Origin of the sequence: Vibrio chagasii (assembly GCA_041879415.1) — a bacterium.
In the GTDB taxonomy this organism is placed as follows: Bacteria; Pseudomonadota; Gammaproteobacteria; order Enterobacterales; family Vibrionaceae; genus Vibrio.
The window spans coordinates 1,578,752-1,599,078 of the sequence record CP090852.1; the positions used below are offsets into that span (position 1 = coordinate 1,578,752).

Here is a 20,327-nt window from a genome sequence, read left to right on the forward strand (position 1 = left end):
AAATTAATGAACTTGTTCTCTGTAGATACCCGGCGATATCCCTTTCCAATTACTGTACGCACGTATAAACGAGTTCGCTTCTTTGAACCCCAGTAAGAAGGATATCTCGCCCAAGGACAGTGTCGACTTTTCCAAATAGTGATCGGCTAATTCTCCTCTCACTTCTTGCAGTAGGTTTTGAAAGCTCTCTGCTTCATGGGTAAGCTTTCTTTGTAGGGTACGCTTACTCATTGCAAGCTTACTCGCGATACCTTCAATTGAACTTTCACCACTTGGTAGTGACTCCAACAGAGCGGCTTTTACTCGCTCAGATGTCGAAGCTTCTGAATCCAAATCAACCAGCTTTTTATTAAGTGATTCTTCGAAGAACGCCCACATAGAGATATTCTTGGTTAAGAAGGGCAAAGCAGCGTCTTTAGCACTAAAGGTAATTTTTATCCGTTCACTGTGTGTAAGCTCGCAACCAAAATACGCTTTATAATCTTCTAGGTTGTTAGGCAGCAGTGGCAATTCAATGGCAATGGGTTTGATGTTTTCTCTGGTTGCTAATCGTGCTAGTTGGGTAAAGAAGATTAACTCAGAGACACCAAGGTATTTGGGGATTTCCGCATCGTATCCATAACAGTTGACGGTGATACTCGTGTGCTTTGAATTAACTTCGACGTCCGACATCATTGGGCCAATAAGAGGTTTGTACTGGCTAAGGCGTTGTAGTGCGGTATTCAAATCTGGACTACAAATACTAGCAAAAATTGGAGGATCAAACGCTTCCACTGTCATGTGTTTCGCCAGTAACAGCGGTGCTTCTTTTTCACCAGATGCAGCCTCAATACCCTCCCAGAGTCGGTAGTATTCATTTGGGGTCAAGGTGAAATGCTGCCTACTAAACAGATCGTCAGGTAGCTTTGCATGTTTTAGTACTGCGAGCGGATCAATGCCCATATCACTGAGTAATAACTTCCAACTTGGAGAAAAAGTGAATTTCTTCGCTCGTTTCATAATGACCTTTTTAAAGCGCTCTGACTTTGTCAAAAATAATAAAACTCTTCTAAACCGATTAGGTGTAGCTCGCTCAATTAAGAGCGATTCGCTGATAGGTTTAATGTTTTTCCATTGATTGGCGAGACAGTTTTAGCACCATTTTTCTTGGTAGTAGTGGAATCAACCATTCCAGCATGAACTGCAGTCCTCTCTCATTAAACGCAACTAATTGGCCTTTTTCCATCGCTTGATAGCCAATTTGTGCAACAGACTCAGGAGACTTCGCATTTTTCCAAGCATCGACACCTTTGAGATCGCCTGCTTCTACGAAGCCTGTTTTCACGGTGCCAGGACACAGAGCTGTAACAGTGATGTTGTTGTCTTCGACTTCTTGAGCAATAGCTTGAGAGAATGAAGTGACGAATGATTTGGTCGCATAATACACTGCTTGCAGTGGACCGGGTAAGAAAGAGACGGTTGATGACACGTTCAATATTTTGCCATGGTTACGTTCTACCATACCTTGAAGATACAAGTGAGTCAGTGATACCAGTGCATTGATGTTTACTTGAATCATCGACAAATCAGCATCTAGCACTCGCTTATGAAATAGACCATGACCACCAAAGCCAGCGTTGTTGATTAGAGTGCTTATTTCAAGCCCATGGCTTTCTGTGTAATCGAAGATTCGCTGAGGGCTTTGAGGGTCACTCAGGTCTTCAGTAATTACATGAACAGAAACGTTATATTGTTTTTCAATCTCGACCTTTAGTGATTCGAGCTTTGGCAGTGTTCGAGCAACAAGAACAAGGTCCCCACCTTTTTTTGCGTGAATTTTTGCAAGTTCAAGGCCGATACCACCTGATGCACCAGTGATTAAAGCAATGTTTGAAGTGTTCATAAGTTTTCCCCGTTGTTTTGATTATTGTTGCTGACGGGGTAAATGGTAGGGTACCTCATCGCGCCACGCACTCGCGCATCACGACAGGCTACTATCAAAAGGTGCCAACCTATGGATAGCAAGTGAGGGAGAAAGTGAAAATGCCGCTTAATCAGTGGATTTAAGCGGCAATCAGGCAAGCCAGATAGTCGTACTGGTCCATTGACGAGATGGTTAGTAGGCGACTCCAATACGTTGGCGTGGGAACTTACCGGCTTCGAGTTCATCAATCATCGCGATAGCGTAATCGCTGACTGATATTTTGCTGTTGCCATCTTCGTCTGTGAGCAGTTGGTCGCCACCTGTACGGTAGGTCGATAGCTTTTCACCTGGGAATATTTCTGCTGCAGGGCTAACAAAAGTCCAGTTAACTTCGCTTTTAGATTGCTTGAATACTTCAAGGGTTTCGCCTTGCGCTAAGGCTTCATTTTTATATTCTTCAGGGAAATCTGGAACGGTCACTAGCGGTACGTTTGGCGCCACTTCTAAGGAACCTGCACCACCAACCCACAACAAGCGCTCGATGCCGATACTTGGCAATGTTTCCAACAATTTAGTCGCAGTGTTTTTTACGATGTCGTGGTTGCCCAGAGCACGCCCGCCAATCGAAGCAATAACTGCATCAACGCCTGAGAATGCAGTTGATAAGTTTGCTGCATCGTCTTGTAAATCAAATGAACGAACTTCAATGTCTTTGGTTTCCACACGGCTTGCATCTCTTACGACAGCGACGACCTCATGACCACGAAATTGAGCTTCTTGAGCAATGTGACTACCAATCCAACCTGATGCACCTAATACTGCAATTTTCATAATGTCTCTCCAATTATCTAATTTATTGAGTCGTTTTCTCGACAGCCATTGCAGTCTAATAGCTCACTAAATTGCGATAAATATCAGAAAATGATGTAGATTGTATCCATATAGTTATCTAATAAGGTTGAATTAGCGGTTAAACCGCTCGGAGAGAGTGTGATGGATAGATTGACGGCGATGCGTAGCTTTGTCGAAGTCGCAAATTGTGCCAGCTTCACCCAAGCGGCTGAGCATTTGGATATGAGCAGATTACAGGTGTCACGTCATGTTCAAGAGATAGAAGGGTGGTTAAAGCAAAGGTTGTTGCACAGAACGACGCGGAAAGTGAGCTTAACGGCTGCAGGAGAAATAGCGTTGCAGCGTTGCGAGAAAATCCTTCATGAAGCCGCCGAACTTGAAGTGGCTGCTCTTAATCAGATGGACGACCTTTCAGGTACCATTCGAATTGCTGCGCCTATTGGCTTAACTCAAAACATGCTCTTGGATGTGGTTGAACAGTTTATTGAGCTGCATCCGAATATTACGGTTGAATTGTTTGCTTCTGACCGTTTTACTAAGCTGGTGGATGAGAGGATCGATATTGCACTTCGCTATACCGATCAACCGGACGATAGTTTAATTGCTCGAAAGCTAATGGAAATTGATTCCGTGGTATGTGCTTCACCAGCTTATTTAGATAAACATGGTGAACCTGAAACGGTTGAAGATCTCAGGCAGCACAATTGCTTTCGGCATTTGAATGTCTCCAAGTGGGACTTCGTTAAGGACAATCAACACTATTCGGTTGAGGTGTCTGGTTCGATTATAGCTAATGATGTGGGAGTGCTAACTCGGGCAGCCCTGCATGGAAAAGGGGTAGTTCGTTTGCCTTGTGATCTAGCTAACCCATTGATTGCAGATGGTCAATTGAAGCAGGTATTAGAGGGTTTTGTTTCACCCAGCAGCGTGCTTTGGGCCGTATATTTATCTCGAAGCTATCAGCTTCCTGTCGTGCGTCAGTTCATTGATTTTGCAGCAGAAGCTTGGTCGAAGGATATCAGGTCTAATGATGTTTGAATAAGCTAGCTAAGTGAAGATTCACGACAGAGTTCGTCGGCATATAAATACAAAAATCCGACATCAATGGTGATATCGGATTTGAACTCAATAGTCTAGAGTTCTAGCACGCTCTCCTCTCACGAAGTCGTTATACATACCCATGTTCGGATAATCGGGTATTTACTGTCTTTCCATTGATGTCTGGTAAAGGCTGATACAAGCTCTTGGCTATTTCAGACAGCACCTGATCATAGACTTGCGAAACGGCACGAGATATATCACTGGTTAGTTCATACATGCTATCTGCTGGCTGAGTTAGTTCACTGCTTGAAGAGATCTCCGCGAGCGAATGCATTGCTCGTGAAAAAACGGGTGAGCCAGTGCTAATAGGGCAAATTATTGATAGTTGGTTAAGCTTTCGATGCATCTGAGACGCGTAGAACTTAAACCTCAAATATTCTTCCGGCTTTTCGCTATCAGTAACTGTAATTTCTGGGATACATAAACGAAGTTTAGTCAGAACATCCATGCAATCTAAGATTTGCTGCCAGTTCATGTGATACTCACGGCTCATGTATTCACGCTCTGATTGAGTTAACCATACGATCATCACCTCATCCATTAAGAACATGCAGTGGCGAATGGTTTTACCATGAATCGATTGGTTGCGAACCAAGCTGCGGTTTTGCCAATCACTGTGCATTGCGATGAGCTTGAGGTGGTAGATGCGATACATAGGTCGGCTATCAAATGAGACGTGCGATTGAAGCAGCTCAGACACCTCTAGTATGTTGTCGTATATCTCATTTACTCTGCGAATTGAGTTGCTAGATAATTTACAAGCCAAAGCGTAATGCGTCGCTGCACGGTGTTGTCGTGACAGCAACAGCAGCTCTCTGAGTAGAACTAAGGTTTCAAACTTGTGTGATAGCGCAGTCTGTCTCTTTCTGGAGAAATAGAACAGAGTGGCAAGCACTACTATGGATAAACCCACTGAAATAACTACAAACATACTCAACTCCCAATATCTAAATACCTATTTAGTGGTAGTGCAGACACTATGCCAGAATTGATAAGTGTTATATTTCAATGACTTATATTTATGTGCTGTTTTTGAATGATCAACGTTGGTGCATGACTTCACCATTCGAGTGAGTTTTTCTCATATTTTGCAGGATTTTTTGAGAGGTAATCCGTCAGAAGTGGAACGTATCTTTGATTTCAGAGCTGACTTTTCTTGCCATAAGGGAAATTAAAAAGGCCTCACTCTTTAATGCTGCTCACTAGAAACAGCATTAAAGAATGAGGCCTTTCGATATTTATCTGACGCTCAATGACTTACAAAGGGAGTCATTAAGCACTAAGCCTTATGCAAGCTTAAGATCGAACTCGTTGCGGTACATCACCATATCTTCAATGGTTAGTACTGGCATGTTGTGTAGTTTACCGAAAGCAACAATCTCTGGCGCTTTTGCCATTGTGCCATCTGGGTTAGTAACTTCACATAATACACCTGCTGGTTGAAGACCTGCCATTTGCATTAGGTCCACAGTACCTTCTGTGTGACCGCGGCGAGCAAGTACGCCACCTTTACGAGCACGTAATGGGAATACGTGACCAGGGCGAGCAAGGTCAGTAGGTTTAGCTGTCGGGTTTGCAGCTGTTTTGATCGTAGTAACACGGTCAGCGGCAGAAACACCTGTTGTAACGCCAACTTTTGCTTCAATAGTCACAGTAAACGCAGTTTGGTTTGCGCTGTTGTTATCAACAACCATAGGTGGAAGGTCAAGTTGGTTAGCTTGATCATCTGTTAGACACAGACACACAATGCCGCTGCATTCACGGATCATAAGTGCCATTTGAGCATTAGTTAGGTGTTCTACTGAGTAGATGATGTCGCCTTCGTTCTCACGATCTTCATCGTCAAGTAAAAGTACGCCACGACCTTCGCGCAGAGCTTGCAGTGCGTTTTCAACACGAGTGATTGGTTCGCCAAATTCGGCAAGTAGTGAAGACTGATTCATGGTTAAACTCCTAAAATATCACCAGAATCAGGGCTGTATGAGGGATCTCAACGAACACAACAAAGCCAACTCATTACAAGTCGGTTCATCATGGTTTTATCCAAAACGAAATGCACACGTCTGAGTTGGAGGCATGAACCCAATAAACAGGTACGCCTTGCCAACTTAAACGAGTGTGTTTCCATTCTCTCTCATCCGGACTATAACCGTCGGCTCTGGCATCTCACCAGATCTGCTGACCTCGACGAATCGAGCGCTCGCGGGCTTATCTTTAGATTTTGCTAAGGACATACCGCCGGTGGGGAATTTCGCCCCGCCCTGAGAATAAAAATTAATAATTTGTTTTGCTATGAAAGCAGACCAGATGGTAATCCTTTCAATACTGGATTTAAAGGACTCACAGCAAAGTTTTTTAGATTCATCGCTTTCAAACCGTTAAGTGTTCACTTTATCAACAGAACGCAGGCAGGGTGCTTTATTATGGGCTAGCTGGTTCCCGCCATTTGCTATTGGAATGTGAAATAAGGGTGTTGCCGCTGATGGGTTACAGTGCGGTGTTTCACGTAACCAATAATAAAGCGACTCGAATAAATGAAGTTTATTGCGCTACGACGTCTTACTGACCGTTTTTACATAAAATTGATATTGGCGGTGCTAAGCTACGATAGCATCCGACCACTTTATCCAAAAGATCTTAGCCATGACTTCTCTGTTCTCTAACAAATCCAAAGGCTTACTGCTGCTCGTTTTAAGCTTGTATTCTCTCGTTCCCTTTTTGATCTTTGGATCTCATTTCGACCTTGGAAGTGCCGTATTGCCTTTCTATGGTGCGGTGATGACATTCGTGACTTATTCAGCGGGTAATCAAGGGTTCCTAATCACACTCGCGGTCCTCTCTTTATTGGTGCTGACATTAAAGTTCTCCAAAGCAAAGTTGGTGAGCCTTTGCTTGCAGCTCGGTGTTTTATTGGTGTTGAGCTTTGCAGCGAAGACATTCCTTAAATCATCAACGGAGAGTCCACGTCCATATACTGAGTATTTAGTTACTCAAGAAGTGGTTGATATGCCGGAGTTGTTTTATGAATTGCCACTAGAAGAAAAGAACGTGGCCATTGAGTCAGTAGAAGATAAGGTCAGCGAATGGCGAACGCGTCATTGGCTTGGCGAAACTGACTATTCATTCCCATCAGGACACATGATTTTCGTGGGTGTTTGCTTAGCATTCTTTGGTGGGTTGTTCTTAGAAGCGAAGCGTTTTTACCTTGTAGGCAGCATGCTAGCTTGGGCTGGTGGTGTAGCTTATAGCCGCGTTTGGCTTGGTATGCATCGTCCTGAAGACTTAGCGGCATCTATTGCTTTTGCAGGCTTAATCTACCTATTAGTACCACTGGTGCCAACGCAAAAAATAGAACCTTTATTACCTAAATTCCTCAGAACGGCTTAACCATTCAAGAAGAGCTTCGTTGTTAAAAGTAACTCAGTTTTTAAAGCAAATAAGTTATTAAAAACAAGTTAGTTCCCAAAAGCAGCTTAACAAGCGGAATCTCTGGCTATTGATTGAGCCTGAGTTCTGCTTGTTTCTTTTTGGTTAGTCCCAAAGAGACGATTCGGTGAGACTCCGTGAGGTAGTATCTCAATTCCTCATCCCTTTCTGGTGTGCTCTCAAACAGCTGAATCCACTTCATGCCACGCGAAGCAAAGTAGGGTGCGGGTTTATACCCTGGCTCTTCTTTGAGAAAATCGAAATTCTGATCAGATGCCTTAAAGATAAATGCAGGCTCGTCGTTCGGTCCCCAACCTCCAATCGCAAACACCTTACCACCCACCTTCCAAACGTGTGAATTGTTCCATTGCATGACATAGCTAGTAGCAGCTTGTGACTCGCAAAAAGCATTGAATTCATCGTATGTCATAGAGCGCCCTCTCAATAGTTCGGTGCTGGTGGTGTTTATTTAGGATACCGCTCGAAGTTAGCCAGCTAAGCCTTGCCAAATAGCCGTCAAGCCACTGATAGAACATAGCAGTAAAGAAGCGATACGTATCTTCTCTTTCGAAATCGTTTGAGTGGTCATCATAGCCACTTTGTAGCCTAACCAAGCTGCGGGCAGCAAGGGTATTGTGATGATCAAATGGTGAAGCGTGAAGAAGCCAATCGGGATCTGCACAACTAATGAAATGATTGAGCTAAATACAAAGAAAGCAGAAAGATTACCACGGAGTTGGTTAGCGTCTTGGTGTTGAAGCAGTAACGCCATCGGCGGCCCCCCAATACCTGAACTGGTCCCAAAGAACCCTGAGAAAAATCCTGCAATCCCCATCTTGGCAGGTGTTGGCTCCAATCTAAATGGTAGTAGGCTTACAATCACAGCAAACACTACCAGTAATCCTAACCACAGTGACAATACGCTCGTTGACACCATCACCAACAAAGCACCTCCTGCCAATGAGCCTGGGATTCGACCCAGCAGTGCGACTTTGAGTCCGCCAATAGAAATATTTGCGCGGTGTTTTAATGCGTTGAATACCGAGATAAATAGGCCAATGAGGCAGATAGGCGCAGGGACATAGTCTGGCGAGACCAAAAACAGCAATGGTGCGGCGACAACAGCCAAGCCAAAGCCGATGGCGGTCTGTACAAACGAACCAACAAAAATGAGTACCATTGCGATAAGGGCAGTCTGATTTAGGTATTCCATAGGCCTGCGAGTAAGTTCTAAAGGAGCGAATGGATACTATAAATTAAAACGGTAGAAATAGTCTTAATATTCAGTGAGGTTTATGCAAGTTTCGCTAGTTACCTAGTCTGTTTTTGCGGCCAATAAAAAGAGAGCGGATATCTCAGGAACTAGTCCGTTCAATATCCACTCTCTCATTGGATTGCTTATCGCTGTTACGGATTGGGGGAGTCAGTATTAAACGTTAAGCCATTGCCAATTTCAGACGCTCAATTGGTTTGTCATTAATCGGTAAATGGATAAGCGCAGCTGCGAATGCCAGTACCACCGTTGACCACCAGATTGGTTCGTAAGATCCGTAGTAATCGTAAATACGACCGCCAACCCAAGCACCTAAGAAGCTACCTACTTGGTGAGTGAAGAATACCAAGCCGTAAAGAGTCGATAGGTAGCGAGCTCCAAAGATCTGACGAACTAAACCAGAAGTGAGTGGAACCGTACCAAGCCAACAGAAGCCAATTGCAGCACCGAAGATCGCTGCGGTCGACTCTGTTACTGGCAGAGTGACAAACGCACCGATAACCACAGTTCGAACTAAGTAAAGTGCAGACATCACATGACGCTTGCTGAACTTGTCGCCCATCACACCCCAGAAGTAAGAACCGAAGATGTTAAAGATACCAACGTAAGCCAATGCCATTGCCGCGCTGCTCGCTGGTAGGTTTTTGTCAGCTAGGTAGCTTGGTAAATGTGTTGCAATGAACATCACGTGGAAGCCACACACGAAGAAGCCAGCATGAATTAACCAGTAACCTTTGTGAGAGAAGGCTTCTGACAGCGCTTCTTTCAAGGTTTGATTGTCTTCTACTTGCGTTTGTTTACTCGTTGCAACTTTTGGCGCTCTCATGAAAAGTGCAAATGAGATCATCACGCAGCACAGCACAGCAAACACTTGCATCGCACTCTGCCAATCAAATTCGTTCAACATGTATTGCGCGCCCGGAATCACAGCAAACATGCCAAATGAACCCGCAGCCGTAGTTAAACCAAATGCTTTAGCGGCGTGTTCTGCAGGTACTACTTTCGCTACTGCACCCAATACGATCACATAGCTTGTTGCACTCAGTCCAAGGCCAACCAGTGCGCCTAACGAAACGTAAAGCATGCTTGATTCGGTAGAAATTGAGGTAAGAAGTAAACCCAAACCGTAAGCACATGCGCCAGCAATAATGATGCGCCTTGCTCCCCATTTGTCTGCAGCCATGCCGACAAAAGGTTGGAACACCCCGAACAATAGGTTTTGTAGGGCAATAGCGAAGCTGAAAAATTCACGACCGGTGCCGAAATGCTCTGAAATTGGCATCATGAAAATGCCGAATGATTGTCTGATCCCTAGACTGATAATAAGTGTGCCGATCCCAAGCCATACCAGTAAAGGAAAACGGAAAATGCTCATTCTAATACTCTTAAATTAATGGTGGTGATGTGAGTGGTCTTGCGCAGACATGTTTTGTTCAGTCATATCATGATGATCCTCGTGTCCTGATTGCTGGTGGCAGCCACTACTCACGGCGTGCTGAGCCAAAAGATCAATCAGTGGCTGACTGTGATGCACAATAACCAAACTAATGACGAGGAATAACGTCATTCTGGCTAGTTGAGCAAAAAGAGATTGTGAAAACATAAGGTGTTTACATGCGCTCGATGTTGTAAGAAGTCGCGCATCATAATGATGGGGAGGATATGTATCAAATGACAATTTGTGATTTAGTCTATGCGTTTCATGCATAGATTTACACGCTGCTGATCTGAGAGGGAAATGTGACTAAGAAATGGGAAAACTCGGCACTCAACGATTCCAAGGAAGAAGCCAGTAATTCAATATGGATACTTAGTGTCGTCTCTGTAACTATATGCTTTATTGAGATATTTCACATAACTGTAAAAACTAATATACAAACTAATTACCGTATAAGATTGGTCTCTCGCTCGACTTATCTGTTAAACATCGTAAATTTGGGCGTAAATCGTTTCAACATGACTGAAACGCGATGTTAAAAGATTCAGGGAGAGTCATTCACATGGATAAAGATCATAACTTTCGCGAAAACTTGCTGGCACTTATCTTAGGTAGCTCACTGGTTTCACTTGGCGTTATCTTTTTCAATCAAGTCGGCTTGCTAACCGGAGGCACCGCTGGTCTAGCAATCTTCATCACCAAAGTAACAGACTTAAGCTTTGGTCAAGTGTTCTTCGCACTAAACTTACCTTTCTATATTTTATCTGTCGCTCGTATGGGGTGGCGTTTCACAATCAATACTTTTATTGCAGTTTCGATAGTTTCGTTCGCAGTGGATCACTTATATCACGTGATTCAGATCGCCGAGATTCATGCACTGTATGCAGCATTACTTGGCGGCGGATTAATTGGTACTGGTATGTTGGTGATTTTCCGTCACAAGATGAGCTTGGGTGGTTTTAATATTCTGGCGTTGTTCTTACAAGAACGTTTTGGGATTCGAGCAGGCAAGGTTCAGATGGCATTGGACTGTACCATTGTGGTTCTTTCACTGTTTATCGTTGATGCACCACTAATACTCTTGTCTGTATTGGGTGCAGTAGTCACCAACCTGATTCTCGCAATGAATCATAAACCGGGGCGCTACCAACCGGTTGTAAAAGCGGAAGTGGCTTAGTGAACTTGAGTTTAAGCCTATATTACAAGCAATAGAAAACAACAAAGCCAGCATCAATAGCTGGCTTTGTTCTATGAAAATAGTCATTCAACACTAGCAGTTGCCACAACTGGATTCCGGTTTGAGATCGCAATCAATCACATTACCTTGTTTGTCTAGTGACAAGTTGCAGCACTGTTCAAATAGGTTCTTAAGATCGCCACGGCTTTTCTGAACGCGAGATTTAATGGTCGAATAACTGACATTTTGCTCTTCTGCGAGTGCTTTCTGGCTCTGGCCCTTGATATCAACGGCCAGCAATAGCGAGGCACTTTGCTCAGGCAACGCTTGGATGAAGGGTTCAATACATAAAGACAACTTCTGTTTGAACTCTTCGTTGTGGTCTAAATCTGCAAACCACAAATCGTCCGCATCAATTTTGCTATCACGTTGTTGGCGAGCATTTTTGCGGTAGAAGTCGATAATTGTGTTATTAGCTAATTGAAATAGCCACGATTTAACACTGCTCGCATCTTGCACCTTGTGCAGGTTCTGAAAAGTCTTGATTAAGATCTCTTGCAGCAAATCTTCCACATCGGCGGTGTTACTGACTTTAGAGTGGAGGAATGCTTTTAATGTCTGCTGATATTCAGCCCACACCTGCTCTAAGTTTAAAGATGTGCTATTTGCACTGTTCATTTACGCAACACTCGTCTTGTAAGAAACCAATAACCCCTTCTAGGCATTCATACTCTGCTACACAAAAGAGAGTTCTGCCTTCACGTCTTTGGCTTATAAGGCCAGCTGATGCAAGGCTTGATATGTGATGAGATAAAGTAGAACCGGGGATACCGAGTTCTTCTTGTAGGCCGCCAACCGCAATGCCTTGGTAGCCAGCCTTTACAACACTCTTATAGATACTAAGGCGAATTGGGTGGCCTAGCTCTTTAAGTGCTTTTGCTACGACTTCTAAGTTCATATTAACTCCTCAAGATTTAATTTCGATAATAGTCGAAATGAAAGTTAAATTCAAATCTAAAAACAGTGAATACGTAAGTCATTGAAAATCCTTCGTTTTGAAAATTAGTTCGACTTTTATCGAAATAATACTTGATCTGTAACTATTTATTTCTATAATTCGAGAATATTCGAAATTAAGGGTCAGATACTTTCCTCATAGAGTTCGACCTTCAATCCTGTTTGGAGTTAATTATGAGCAATGAAATGTTAACAATGCTAAAAGACGCACTGGATATGTTCGCTTTCTTAGCAGTAGAACTCATCATCCTTTTCTTGGCGATTAGCTACATCGTTGGGATTCTTCAAGAGTTCCTTACGCCCGAGAAGATTCAATCTATCTTGAGCTCACGTAACGGTAAGGGCTATGTGATTGCCGCACTACTCGGTGCGATTACACCTTTCTGTTCATGTTCGACGATTCCTTTCCTAAAAGGTTTGCTGCGTGCACGAGCGGGCTTTGGTCCAATGATGGTGTTCCTATTTGGTAGTCCACTATTGAACCCAGTGATCATTGGTTTGTTCGTGATTACCTTTGGCTGGCAAGTGGCAGCGTTCTACTTCTTAGTCGCAATGACGGTATCGGTAGTAGCAGGTTACACACTGGAGAAATTAGGCTTTGAGCGTTACGTAAAAGCAGAAGCGTATGAATCAACAGGTTCATCTTCAAGCTGTGGTACTAGTTGTGGTGACTCTGCACCTAAGAAAGCAGAGCCAGCAAAAGCGGAATCTTCATGTGGTACAAGCGCATGTGGTGAACCTGCACCAGTAATGGCAAAAGAGAGCGCGTGTTGTGGCACTAAGAAAGAAGAGCCGAAAGTAGAAGTATCATGCTGCTCGCCTGACGGTACAGCGACAGCAACAGTTGTTGAGAAGAAAGAACCTAGCCGTTGGGTAAGAATCTGGTTCTCAACTTGGAAAGACTTCAAACAAGTGTTCCCTTACTTGATGATGGGTATCGCAATTGGTTCATTTATCTATGGCTTCATTCCAACTGACTTGATTGCTGAATATGCAGGTGAAGGTAAGTGGTACGCGATTCCAATCGCAGCTGTAATTGGTATTCCACTGTACATTCGTGCTGAAGCTGTGATTCCACTGAGTGCAGCCTTAGTTCAAAAAGGTATGGCCTTGGGTTCAGTAATGGCATTGATCATTGGTAGTGCTGGTGCGAGTTTGACGGAAGTGATTTTACTTAAGTCTATCTTCAAAAATCAGATGATAGCGGCCTTCCTATTCGTAATACTAAGTATGGCGATTGGTGCAGGTTACCTATACACCTTCATCTTTGGTTAATCTTAGATAACACCATCGATACGAAAATACAGCCAATAAAAAAGAGCTCACATTGTTGAGCTCTTTTTGTTTTTAAAGGAAAGCAGCAACGCAAGATTACACAGAGTTAGGCAGTGCAGAAGAGGTTCCTTTTGTCGCGAAAGCATTGGTCGCTAACACATCGCAGTGGTGACGATTGATTGCATCGCCATAGTTATTGGTTATACCGGGAAACTGAAAACGATACATTGGAATACCAAAGCGACGCTCTCTCTGCTGTCCGATTCGGTCTTTGCTTGTCCAAAACAGTCGATTCTTAGCGGTGTAGGTTATGCCGTGCATTTTATTGAAGTATTCTTCGTGGCTACGCATCTGTTCGTATAACTCAATAATACGCTGCCTTGAAAAGTTCAGTGTTGAACTGCCTTTAAGCTTGGTTCCCCATCCTGTTAATACTTTTTCCATAAAGTCTCGGGTTACAAGCCCTGGGCCAGTCAGTAAACCTGCACCTTTGCTTCCGCCAGAGGTATTGGCATTACCAACTAAGGTTCCGTGTCGGCCTGGCATATAGGTGGTGTAATATTGGGTTGATCGAGACAAACGGGGCATTCTTGCTTTGAACGCTAGAGAACGTTCGTCTTCCGCAAATACGCAAACGATCTGTTTTACGTTTTTACCAAGTGACTTGTAATCCTTGAACGCGTTCATTCCACCCGGAACAGGATCGCAAGCGAAAATATTGACTGGGATATGGCTAAGTTCCGGATCTTTGAGCATACGGTTCGCCAGCTCAAAGCAACTGACACCACCACGGCTCCAGCCAACGATGTTCACTTGGCTGATCGGTTTGCTCTGGCGCTCAATCGCTATGTTTTGCTGACGAGCGGCAATACCGTGTTTTAGATCGGCGGCTAACTCTTTTGAATCTTTGAGCCAATCTTGATATTTCTGGTTGGTTGCAAAAGGCCAAGGAGATTTCGCGGGGCGGGATTCACTGAGCAATCCTTTAGCTCGTTTGAGGTAGTCATTCTTGTCTTGTTGGTTACCACGTATGATGTTCAATACATGGCGCATGTTGCTATCTATACCTTTGCCTTGCAGAGTCCCTCTAATCGTAGAGTATGTATCGTCCTTGCCTTGCTTCAACCATTCGTTTTGGTTTCCGCTACCAACACCGTCCACTTGGATATAGTCAATCATGTCTCGCCCAGTAGTATTCTTCGCCAATGTTGATATCAGCTCGCCAGACACATAGTTCTTATGATTATTATCTTCTGAATTGGATCCCGTACCACAGAAGAACACGGTTAATACGCTCATCCTTTGCCTTTAACACCAATAATTAGAGATTAGAGTCAGTATAGATGTGATATGAGAAAGTTATAAGATTTAATGAGTTAGAGAGGCGTAATTCCGAAAGTTATGTAAGTAGCCTGGGAAATGTATGACTATCCAATTTTAGCGTGCGATTTATCTATAACTTTAAAGTTATCACCGATGCTTATGTTTTTGTGTTGTTAATGTAATGGCGTCGGTATTTTATATATTTAGTTAATAATTGGATTGTTTTTACATCGATATCTAGTATTTGTGTAAGGTCGATCAATCCAATAGCATTCATTAATATTCAGAATGTTACGTTTATTTGACGGTGGGAGTGTCAAAATTATGGAGTTAATGAATGAGAGATAAATTAAAAATTTACTGTCTTGGTGCCCCAATCGTTGATACGGAAGACCGATTTGATATTGCACAAGTAAGTGATATTGACCAACTACCAGAGTTGTTAGGTGGTGTAGTTGTTATAAATACAGAAGCCAGTGTACAAGATGATGTATTAAGCCAACTTCATCGTTGCAGAAAGTTTTGGTCTTGGAAGATTTATGTCTTTGAAACTAGCGAATTATCAGCTTGTTTATCTGATGGAGTTTTAAATCAAGAGACTATTGAAGAGGAACTGCTCCAACATAATAGAACGTTGAACAGTGTTTCTGAATCGATGGACGCTTTAGACCCTTTAATTGGGTGGTTAGGGTTAGAGCAACATCGACGACTGGTCCCTCATCGGTCCCTTGCTCTGAAATCGATATATTCATACCCTTTAGTCGACTTATATTATCCAGAGTTAAGTTCTACATATCGTTTTGTTTTGTCTGAAACCAAGCGTGACACGTTTGAATATGATGAATTGATCAATCGTGTCCGTGTATGTTCTGACTGCGCTAGCGCTCATTTGAATTACATCGAAGTGTGCCCTTCATGTAAAGACATTGATATTACCGAGCGTGTCTCGTTACATTGTTTCACCTGTGGTCATGTAGCCGAGCAAGGGCAATTTAAACGTAACCATAAACTGGAATGTCCGAAATGTTTAACTCAACTTCGTCATATTGGTGTGGATTATGATCGCCCGTTGGAGACTCATTCATGTAACGTATGTTCTCATTCCTTTTCTGAAGCAGAGACTCTGGCTGTTTGCTTTAGTTGTGACGCCAAAAATGATGTCGCTCAGTTGGTTGTCAGGAAAATCTATTCATTAAAATTAGGTGTGCAGGGTGAGTATATATTCCGTCACGGAGTCAAATTATCTGCACCGGAGCTTACGTTACGCGGCAAAGTAGACAGTGGGTATTTTTCAAATCTCCTTGATTGGGTAAATCGTATCGCTATTCGTCATCAAGAAGAGCACCTTCTCCTAGGACTACATCTCCCTGATCTAGCTCAATATGTATCTAAGAATGGTGATGCAAAAATGTTTGCATTGATCGAGCAAATTACTGAGCGCCTTAACGGTTTGTTTCGAGACTCAGATATTTGTTGTCAGTACAAAAGTGATGTTCTTTTCGTATTTATGCCTAAAGCAAAGATGGAACACATCAATGTTCTGCGTGAAAAAATAGAAGCTCTTTGTCTACTTATTGAAGACGATGATTTCACATTGAATGTGTTCGCTTGGAGCCTTCCTGACCCTATGGTTAAAGAGGACGTAGGGGCATGGTTAGAGAGTAAGGTCGGCGAAATTTATGCTGTCGAATAGTCTCAATCTTCAACAATATTTTTGGGGGATGTTACTTGAAAATACAGAGCTATGGCTCATGTTGTTCCCCATGATGATTATTATTGAACTGCCACTTTTTTTACTTGTGTTAACAGGAGTATTTCGTTGGTCTTATTCAGATAGCGATATTGAAATAACAGAATACCCAAGCATATCTTTCGTTATTACTTGTTATGGCGAAGGGGATGCAATTGAAATTACTATAGACACACTAGTTGAGCAACTATATCCCGGAAAGATTGAAGTGTTAGCGGTAGTTGATGGTGCAGTTCAGAATGAAGATACTTATCAAGCTGCGATTCGAGGTGAGCAGAGACATCAATCAGTAAAAAATCGGAATGTTCGAGTTATACCTAAGTGGCAAAGAGGAGGAAGAGTATCAACGTTGAATGCTGGTTTAGATAATGCCACCGGCGATTTTATTATAAATGTTGATGGCGATACTTCTTTTGATAACGATATGGCACTGCAAATGATGAAGCAATTTACTGACAAGAATGTGATTGCTTCGGGTGGCGCGTTGCGTGTGAGAAATTGGCGGGACAACTTACTTACTCGTATGCAGTCTTTAGAATATATGTTGTCTATGCAAGCAGGGAAAACTGGCCTCTCAAATTGGGGAGTGCTAAATAATATTTCTGGAGCCTTTGGTGCATTTAGAAAAAATGTATTAAAACAAGTTGGAGGTTGGGATACGCATACGGCTGAAGACCTGGATTTAACGATGAGGCTTAAGCAATATAAGAAACGCTACCCCAAGAATAGATTGGCTTTTGCACCAAGAGCTGTCGGTCATACTGATGTGCCTGATACCTTGAAAGGATTGGTACAGCAAAGGCTTAGGTGGGACGGAGATTTATTGTTTCTGTTTTTGAGGAAACACAATGAAGGACTAACTCCCCGTTTATTGGGGTGGGGGAACTTCATCTTCACTCTCGTTTATGGTGTCTTGCAAAATGTATTGCTGCCGATTCTAGTATCAGTATTTATGTTCTATATATTTTGGGTCTACTCAATTGATTTTGTTACTGCATTGATAATTCTAATTTATTGCGTGTATTTGTTTACCGTAGTTCTATTTTTTACTGTTTACATTGGTTTAGTTTCTGAAAGGGAGAAAGAGGACCTAAGAATGGCTAAATGGCTACCCCTTTATCCTTTTTATCAGTTTTTTATGCGCTTGATTACTGCGTTCTCCATGATTAATGAATTATTTAGAAGAAGTCACGAAGAGTCGAGTATGGCTCCTTGGTGGGTATTGAAAAAAGGCAAAAGGTTTTAGCAATGAAAGTAAAGTTTCATCTGGATAAGAAAAACAAACCTCAATCGGATGACGGCGTAAAGGTTGCTTACGGACAAGCTAAAAGAGGGGGCTATCGCTTTCGTTGGTATTTGATATTGAGCTTGGTAATAAGTCCGCTTTTATTCGTGGCTTATTTTTTCTTGAAGACAAACTTTCTCGTAATTGCTCCGGCTATTATTACATCTTATCCAGTTACTTTAACTGCTAAGGTTGCAGGTATTGTTGGGCCGATTCCCATAGAAGACGGGACTCAAATGGATAGAGAACAGACTGCAATTCAATTGACGAATTTGGAAATCGAAGCACAGATTGAGTTTATACATGCGGAACTTTTGGGACTAAAAGATGATTTATCAAGCGAAATGGAAGCATTGCACTTGAATGGTATGGCAGAAACACGTCGGAACCTAATTAAAGTACAGCAGATTCAGAAACGCTATGAAGAATATCGTAAAAAAGGTCAAGTATCTGATGTTGACTATGCGAGCATTGTAGGGATGGGTAATTCGCTAAATAATCAATTGAACCAACAAAAGCTTGATTATCACAATGCTAAATTGGCCGAAAAGGAGCGAAAGTTGGCAGGGCCAGTAAGTATGGCTAGACGCTCATTAATGAAAGACCTTGCGCTCAAGCGTGTGGAAGAGCAAGAGCTTTCCATAAAGTCGCCATATGCAGGACGTGTTGTTGATATACATGTTGTCGAGGGGCAGCGTGTTTTTGAAGGCGATGAGCTAGTGACAATAGCCCCAAATACCGTTCCTCATATCGTGGCTTACCTAGACCCTAAATATTTAGAAGACGCGGTAAAAGGAGCAAATGTGTTGGTAAAGTTTCCTAACGGTAGCTCGTTTGACGCTGAAGTGTCAGATTCTGTGGAAGTTGTGAGTAAATTACCAAGCCAGTTAGTAAGCCCGTTTGAAGGCCAGCCTGCGTATTTGAAAGTTGTATTGGACTTTATTACAGCACCACCAGAAGAGTATTGGGTTGAAGGGATGACTGTTGAAGCTCGATTTTAGTTGCGGCGGTAACTAGTTTGAATAGCAAAATGGAGCTATGAATGCTCCATTTTTTCTGTATTCCGTTGGTTTAGAAACCGCGGATATCCAATTCGTTGTTGATTAACACGACACACTGAGAAGCGAATAGCATGTTTGGACCTAAGCTGATTTTCTCTGTACCTAGGCGCTTTAAGCTGTTGTAGCTTTTCTTAGGCATAGGGATGTGATCAGTCAAAAGGAAACATGGGTTTTCAGCAATCTCTGCATCACGGATAAAGTCACCTTTTTTATCCATCATGTACAGCTGGTGGTCTTCAGCCAGTTCTTTAACTAGCTTTTCAAAACTCATAGTACGAACTGTGATGCCCGGTTCAACCTGACGCGTCTGTTCTTTAGTCATACCTTGGGAAGCGTCAACCGCTCTTACTACCGCTGACAACAACGCCGACTCATGGAAACCACCAATGTTAGTGATTTCGTTTGAATCGAATGTAATTGTACGTGAAAAGTCTTTAGTACTTTCTAATACAAGGTGTACGGTGACATTCTCGCGGTGAGACTGGGCAACGAAGATCGTGTTCATCAGAGTATGAGCCAGAATCTCAGTATGAGCATCTTGTCCAACGCCTTCTAAGATAAGTTTACTCTCCGTAGGGGCTGCGCGAGCGCGTAATACAAATGAACGCATAGAATGTACCTTGTCAGTATGTGATAAAGCGAAACGAGCTTTAGCAACATGAATTGATGAATAACCAAAATTGTGGCGGTATGTAACTCTTTTCTATTAATGAAGTCAAATAGAGTTGCTTATAGCGCTAACTTCAAGAACTCAACGTATTAAATAGAGAATGACCACATTACAAGATGGTAAAGGTTGAAGCGACCGATTGTTTACATAGATAGTATGCGCAAATTATTAGGAGGCTTGCTGAAGGAAGTAGTCGATGAAGTTGCAGAAAATAGATAAAGAAGAATATAGAAAGAAGATGAACCTGTTGTTGGTGGGTTTAGTTGGATCACTTGCAGTGTTTGCTATCGTATTCGGCACCATACTGATTGACTTATTTGGCACAACAGATTCGATTGCTGGTGAATCAACGGGCAATTTCCATTTAAACGTGCTTGGAGTGATCTTGTCTGTAGCGCTAAATGCTTTTATTGCGAGTCGCGTAAAAGGACATGAATACTTCAAGGAAGCGGTGTACGTGTGGAACCTAAAACAAATCCACAATCAAATTTATCGAAAACTAAAACGAATTCAACCGAAGGCTGAGCAAGGTGACCAAGATGCGTTGGTCATTCTGTACTTCTATTACACCACACAAAAACAAGTATACGACCTAGATAACAACACATTGACGATAACGACGGTGCAGAACTCCCTAGATAACATCGTAGAGCTGAGTAAAAAATGGGGTATAGAGTTAGATATAGAATCCTTTTCGAGAGATTTAATCACAAAGTTTTGAGGAATATGCCTGTTATTGTATGAGCTTTGAGCGACGAAAGAGCCTTTTGACGTAA

Annotated in this window: 21 protein-coding genes and 1 riboswitch; of the genes, 8 read left to right on the forward strand and 13 right to left on the reverse strand. The window is 42.6% G+C overall.

All coding sequences use genetic code 11. The features are described 5' to 3' along the window. Positions 1 to 3: 3 nt before the first annotated feature. From L0991_20925 to L0991_20935, 3 genes are all read right to left on the reverse strand, one after another. Positions 4 to 999, reverse strand: a complete 996-nt coding sequence (locus tag L0991_20925; protein XGB64491.1) for an AraC family transcriptional regulator — start codon at positions 997 to 999, stop codon at positions 4 to 6. Between the two features lie 100 nt (positions 1,000 to 1,099). Next, the gene (locus L0991_20930; protein ID XGB64492.1) at positions 1,100 to 1,882 is read right to left on the reverse strand and encodes an SDR family oxidoreductase; all 783 of its coding nucleotides are present in this window, start codon (positions 1,880 to 1,882) and stop codon (positions 1,100 to 1,102) included. 213 nt (positions 1,883 to 2,095) lie between these two features. Then, positions 2,096 to 2,734, reverse strand: coding sequence for an NAD(P)-dependent oxidoreductase (locus L0991_20935; protein XGB64493.1), 639 nt, complete (start codon positions 2,732 to 2,734; stop codon positions 2,096 to 2,098). A gap of 162 nt (positions 2,735 to 2,896) precedes the next feature. Here L0991_20935 and L0991_20940 point away from each other — a divergent pair, with 162 nt between their 5' ends. Then, positions 2,897 to 3,793 carry a LysR family transcriptional regulator gene (locus tag L0991_20940; protein ID XGB64494.1) on the forward strand — a complete coding sequence of 299 codons (897 nt, stop codon included), beginning with the start codon at positions 2,897 to 2,899 and terminating at the stop codon, positions 3,791 to 3,793. A gap of 130 nt (positions 3,794 to 3,923) precedes the next feature. Here L0991_20940 and L0991_20945 read toward each other — a convergent pair whose 3' ends face one another. Then, entirely contained in the window at positions 3,924 to 4,787 is an 864-nt protein-coding gene (locus L0991_20945) for a hypothetical protein (GenBank protein XGB64495.1), read from the reverse strand. Between the two features lie 355 nt (positions 4,788 to 5,142). After that, the gene (gene ribB / locus L0991_20950; GenBank protein ID XGB64496.1) at positions 5,143 to 5,799 is read right to left on the reverse strand and encodes a 3,4-dihydroxy-2-butanone-4-phosphate synthase; all 657 of its coding nucleotides are present in this window, start codon (positions 5,797 to 5,799) and stop codon (positions 5,143 to 5,145) included. Between the two features lie 179 nt (positions 5,800 to 5,978). Beyond that, positions 5,979 to 6,129: riboswitch (FMN riboswitch) on the reverse strand. Positions 6,130 to 6,499: 370 nt separating this feature from the next. On the opposite strand from ribB, the gene L0991_20955 reads away from it, so the two are divergent. Then, positions 6,500 to 7,243 carry a phosphatase PAP2 family protein gene (locus L0991_20955; GenBank protein ID XGB64497.1) on the forward strand — a complete coding sequence of 248 codons (744 nt, stop codon included), beginning with the start codon at positions 6,500 to 6,502 and terminating at the stop codon, positions 7,241 to 7,243. Positions 7,244 to 7,349: 106 nt separating this feature from the next. Here the strand turns inward: L0991_20955 and L0991_20960 are convergent, their stop codons facing one another. The 4 genes from L0991_20960 to L0991_20975 form a co-directional block, all read right to left on the reverse strand. Beyond that, the gene (locus tag L0991_20960; GenBank protein XGB64498.1) at positions 7,350 to 7,712 is read right to left on the reverse strand and encodes an MmcQ/YjbR family DNA-binding protein; all 363 of its coding nucleotides are present in this window, start codon (positions 7,710 to 7,712) and stop codon (positions 7,350 to 7,352) included. Positions 7,713 to 7,769: 57 nt separating this feature from the next. Beyond that, on the reverse strand, positions 7,770 to 8,495 hold the full coding sequence (locus tag L0991_20965; protein ID XGB64499.1) for a sulfite exporter TauE/SafE family protein: 726 nt from the start codon (positions 8,493 to 8,495) through the stop codon (positions 7,770 to 7,772). A 223-nt stretch (positions 8,496 to 8,718) separates the two neighbouring features. Beyond that, entirely contained in the window at positions 8,719 to 9,930 is a 1,212-nt protein-coding gene (locus L0991_20970; GenBank protein XGB64500.1) for an MFS transporter, read from the reverse strand. A 15-nt stretch (positions 9,931 to 9,945) separates the two neighbouring features. Further along, the gene (locus L0991_20975; protein ID XGB64501.1) at positions 9,946 to 10,158 is read right to left on the reverse strand and encodes a hypothetical protein; all 213 of its coding nucleotides are present in this window, start codon (positions 10,156 to 10,158) and stop codon (positions 9,946 to 9,948) included. Between the two features lie 397 nt (positions 10,159 to 10,555). Between L0991_20975 and L0991_20980 the strand changes: the two genes are divergently transcribed. After that, a complete protein-coding gene (locus L0991_20980; GenBank protein ID XGB64502.1) occupies positions 10,556 to 11,170 on the forward strand; it encodes a YitT family protein in 615 nt (204 codons plus the stop codon). Positions 11,171 to 11,263: 93 nt separating this feature from the next. On the opposite strand, the gene sigZ is transcribed toward L0991_20980, so the two are convergent. Beyond that, positions 11,264 to 11,848, reverse strand: a complete 585-nt coding sequence (gene sigZ / locus L0991_20985; GenBank protein XGB64503.1) for an RNA polymerase sigma factor SigZ — start codon at positions 11,846 to 11,848, stop codon at positions 11,264 to 11,266. Next, the gene (locus tag L0991_20990; protein ID XGB64504.1) at positions 11,832 to 12,128 is read right to left on the reverse strand and encodes a metalloregulator ArsR/SmtB family transcription factor; all 297 of its coding nucleotides are present in this window, start codon (positions 12,126 to 12,128) and stop codon (positions 11,832 to 11,834) included. The genes sigZ and L0991_20990 overlap by 17 nt, the downstream gene beginning before the upstream one ends. Before the next feature lie 233 nt (positions 12,129 to 12,361). Between L0991_20990 and L0991_20995 the strand changes: the two genes are divergently transcribed. After that, positions 12,362 to 13,462, forward strand: coding sequence for a permease (locus L0991_20995; protein ID XGB64505.1), 1,101 nt, complete (start codon positions 12,362 to 12,364; stop codon positions 13,460 to 13,462). A 96-nt stretch (positions 13,463 to 13,558) separates the two neighbouring features. Here L0991_20995 and L0991_21000 read toward each other — a convergent pair whose 3' ends face one another. After that, on the reverse strand, positions 13,559 to 14,761 hold the full coding sequence (locus tag L0991_21000) for a hypothetical protein (GenBank protein ID XGB64506.1): 1,203 nt from the start codon (positions 14,759 to 14,761) through the stop codon (positions 13,559 to 13,561). 361 nt (positions 14,762 to 15,122) lie between these two features. Here L0991_21000 and L0991_21005 point away from each other — a divergent pair, with 361 nt between their 5' ends. The 3 genes from L0991_21005 to L0991_21015 are packed head-to-tail and all read left to right on the forward strand — an operon-like array spanning position 15,123 to position 18,821. Continuing rightward, on the forward strand, positions 15,123 to 16,478 hold the full coding sequence (locus L0991_21005; GenBank protein XGB64507.1) for a diguanylate cyclase: 1,356 nt from the start codon (positions 15,123 to 15,125) through the stop codon (positions 16,476 to 16,478). Next, entirely contained in the window at positions 16,465 to 17,781 is a 1,317-nt protein-coding gene (locus L0991_21010) for a glycosyltransferase (GenBank protein ID XGB64508.1), read from the forward strand. The genes L0991_21005 and L0991_21010 overlap by 14 nt, the downstream gene beginning before the upstream one ends. Beyond that, positions 17,748 to 18,821: an HlyD family efflux transporter periplasmic adaptor subunit gene (locus L0991_21015; GenBank protein ID XGB64509.1), complete on the forward strand. Its 1,074-nt coding sequence runs from the start codon at positions 17,748 to 17,750 to the stop codon at positions 18,819 to 18,821. The genes L0991_21010 and L0991_21015 overlap by 34 nt, the downstream gene beginning before the upstream one ends. A gap of 70 nt (positions 18,822 to 18,891) precedes the next feature. Here L0991_21015 and trmY read toward each other — a convergent pair whose 3' ends face one another. Next, complete coding sequence (gene trmY / locus L0991_21020; protein XGB64510.1) at positions 18,892 to 19,491, reverse strand: tRNA (pseudouridine(54)-N(1))-methyltransferase TrmY; 600 nt, start codon at positions 19,489 to 19,491, stop codon at positions 18,892 to 18,894. A 256-nt stretch (positions 19,492 to 19,747) separates the two neighbouring features. Here trmY and L0991_21025 point away from each other — a divergent pair, with 256 nt between their 5' ends. Continuing rightward, positions 19,748 to 20,272: a DUF3087 domain-containing protein gene (locus L0991_21025; protein ID XGB64511.1), complete on the forward strand. Its 525-nt coding sequence runs from the start codon at positions 19,748 to 19,750 to the stop codon at positions 20,270 to 20,272. Positions 20,273 to 20,327 lie beyond the last annotated feature (55 nt).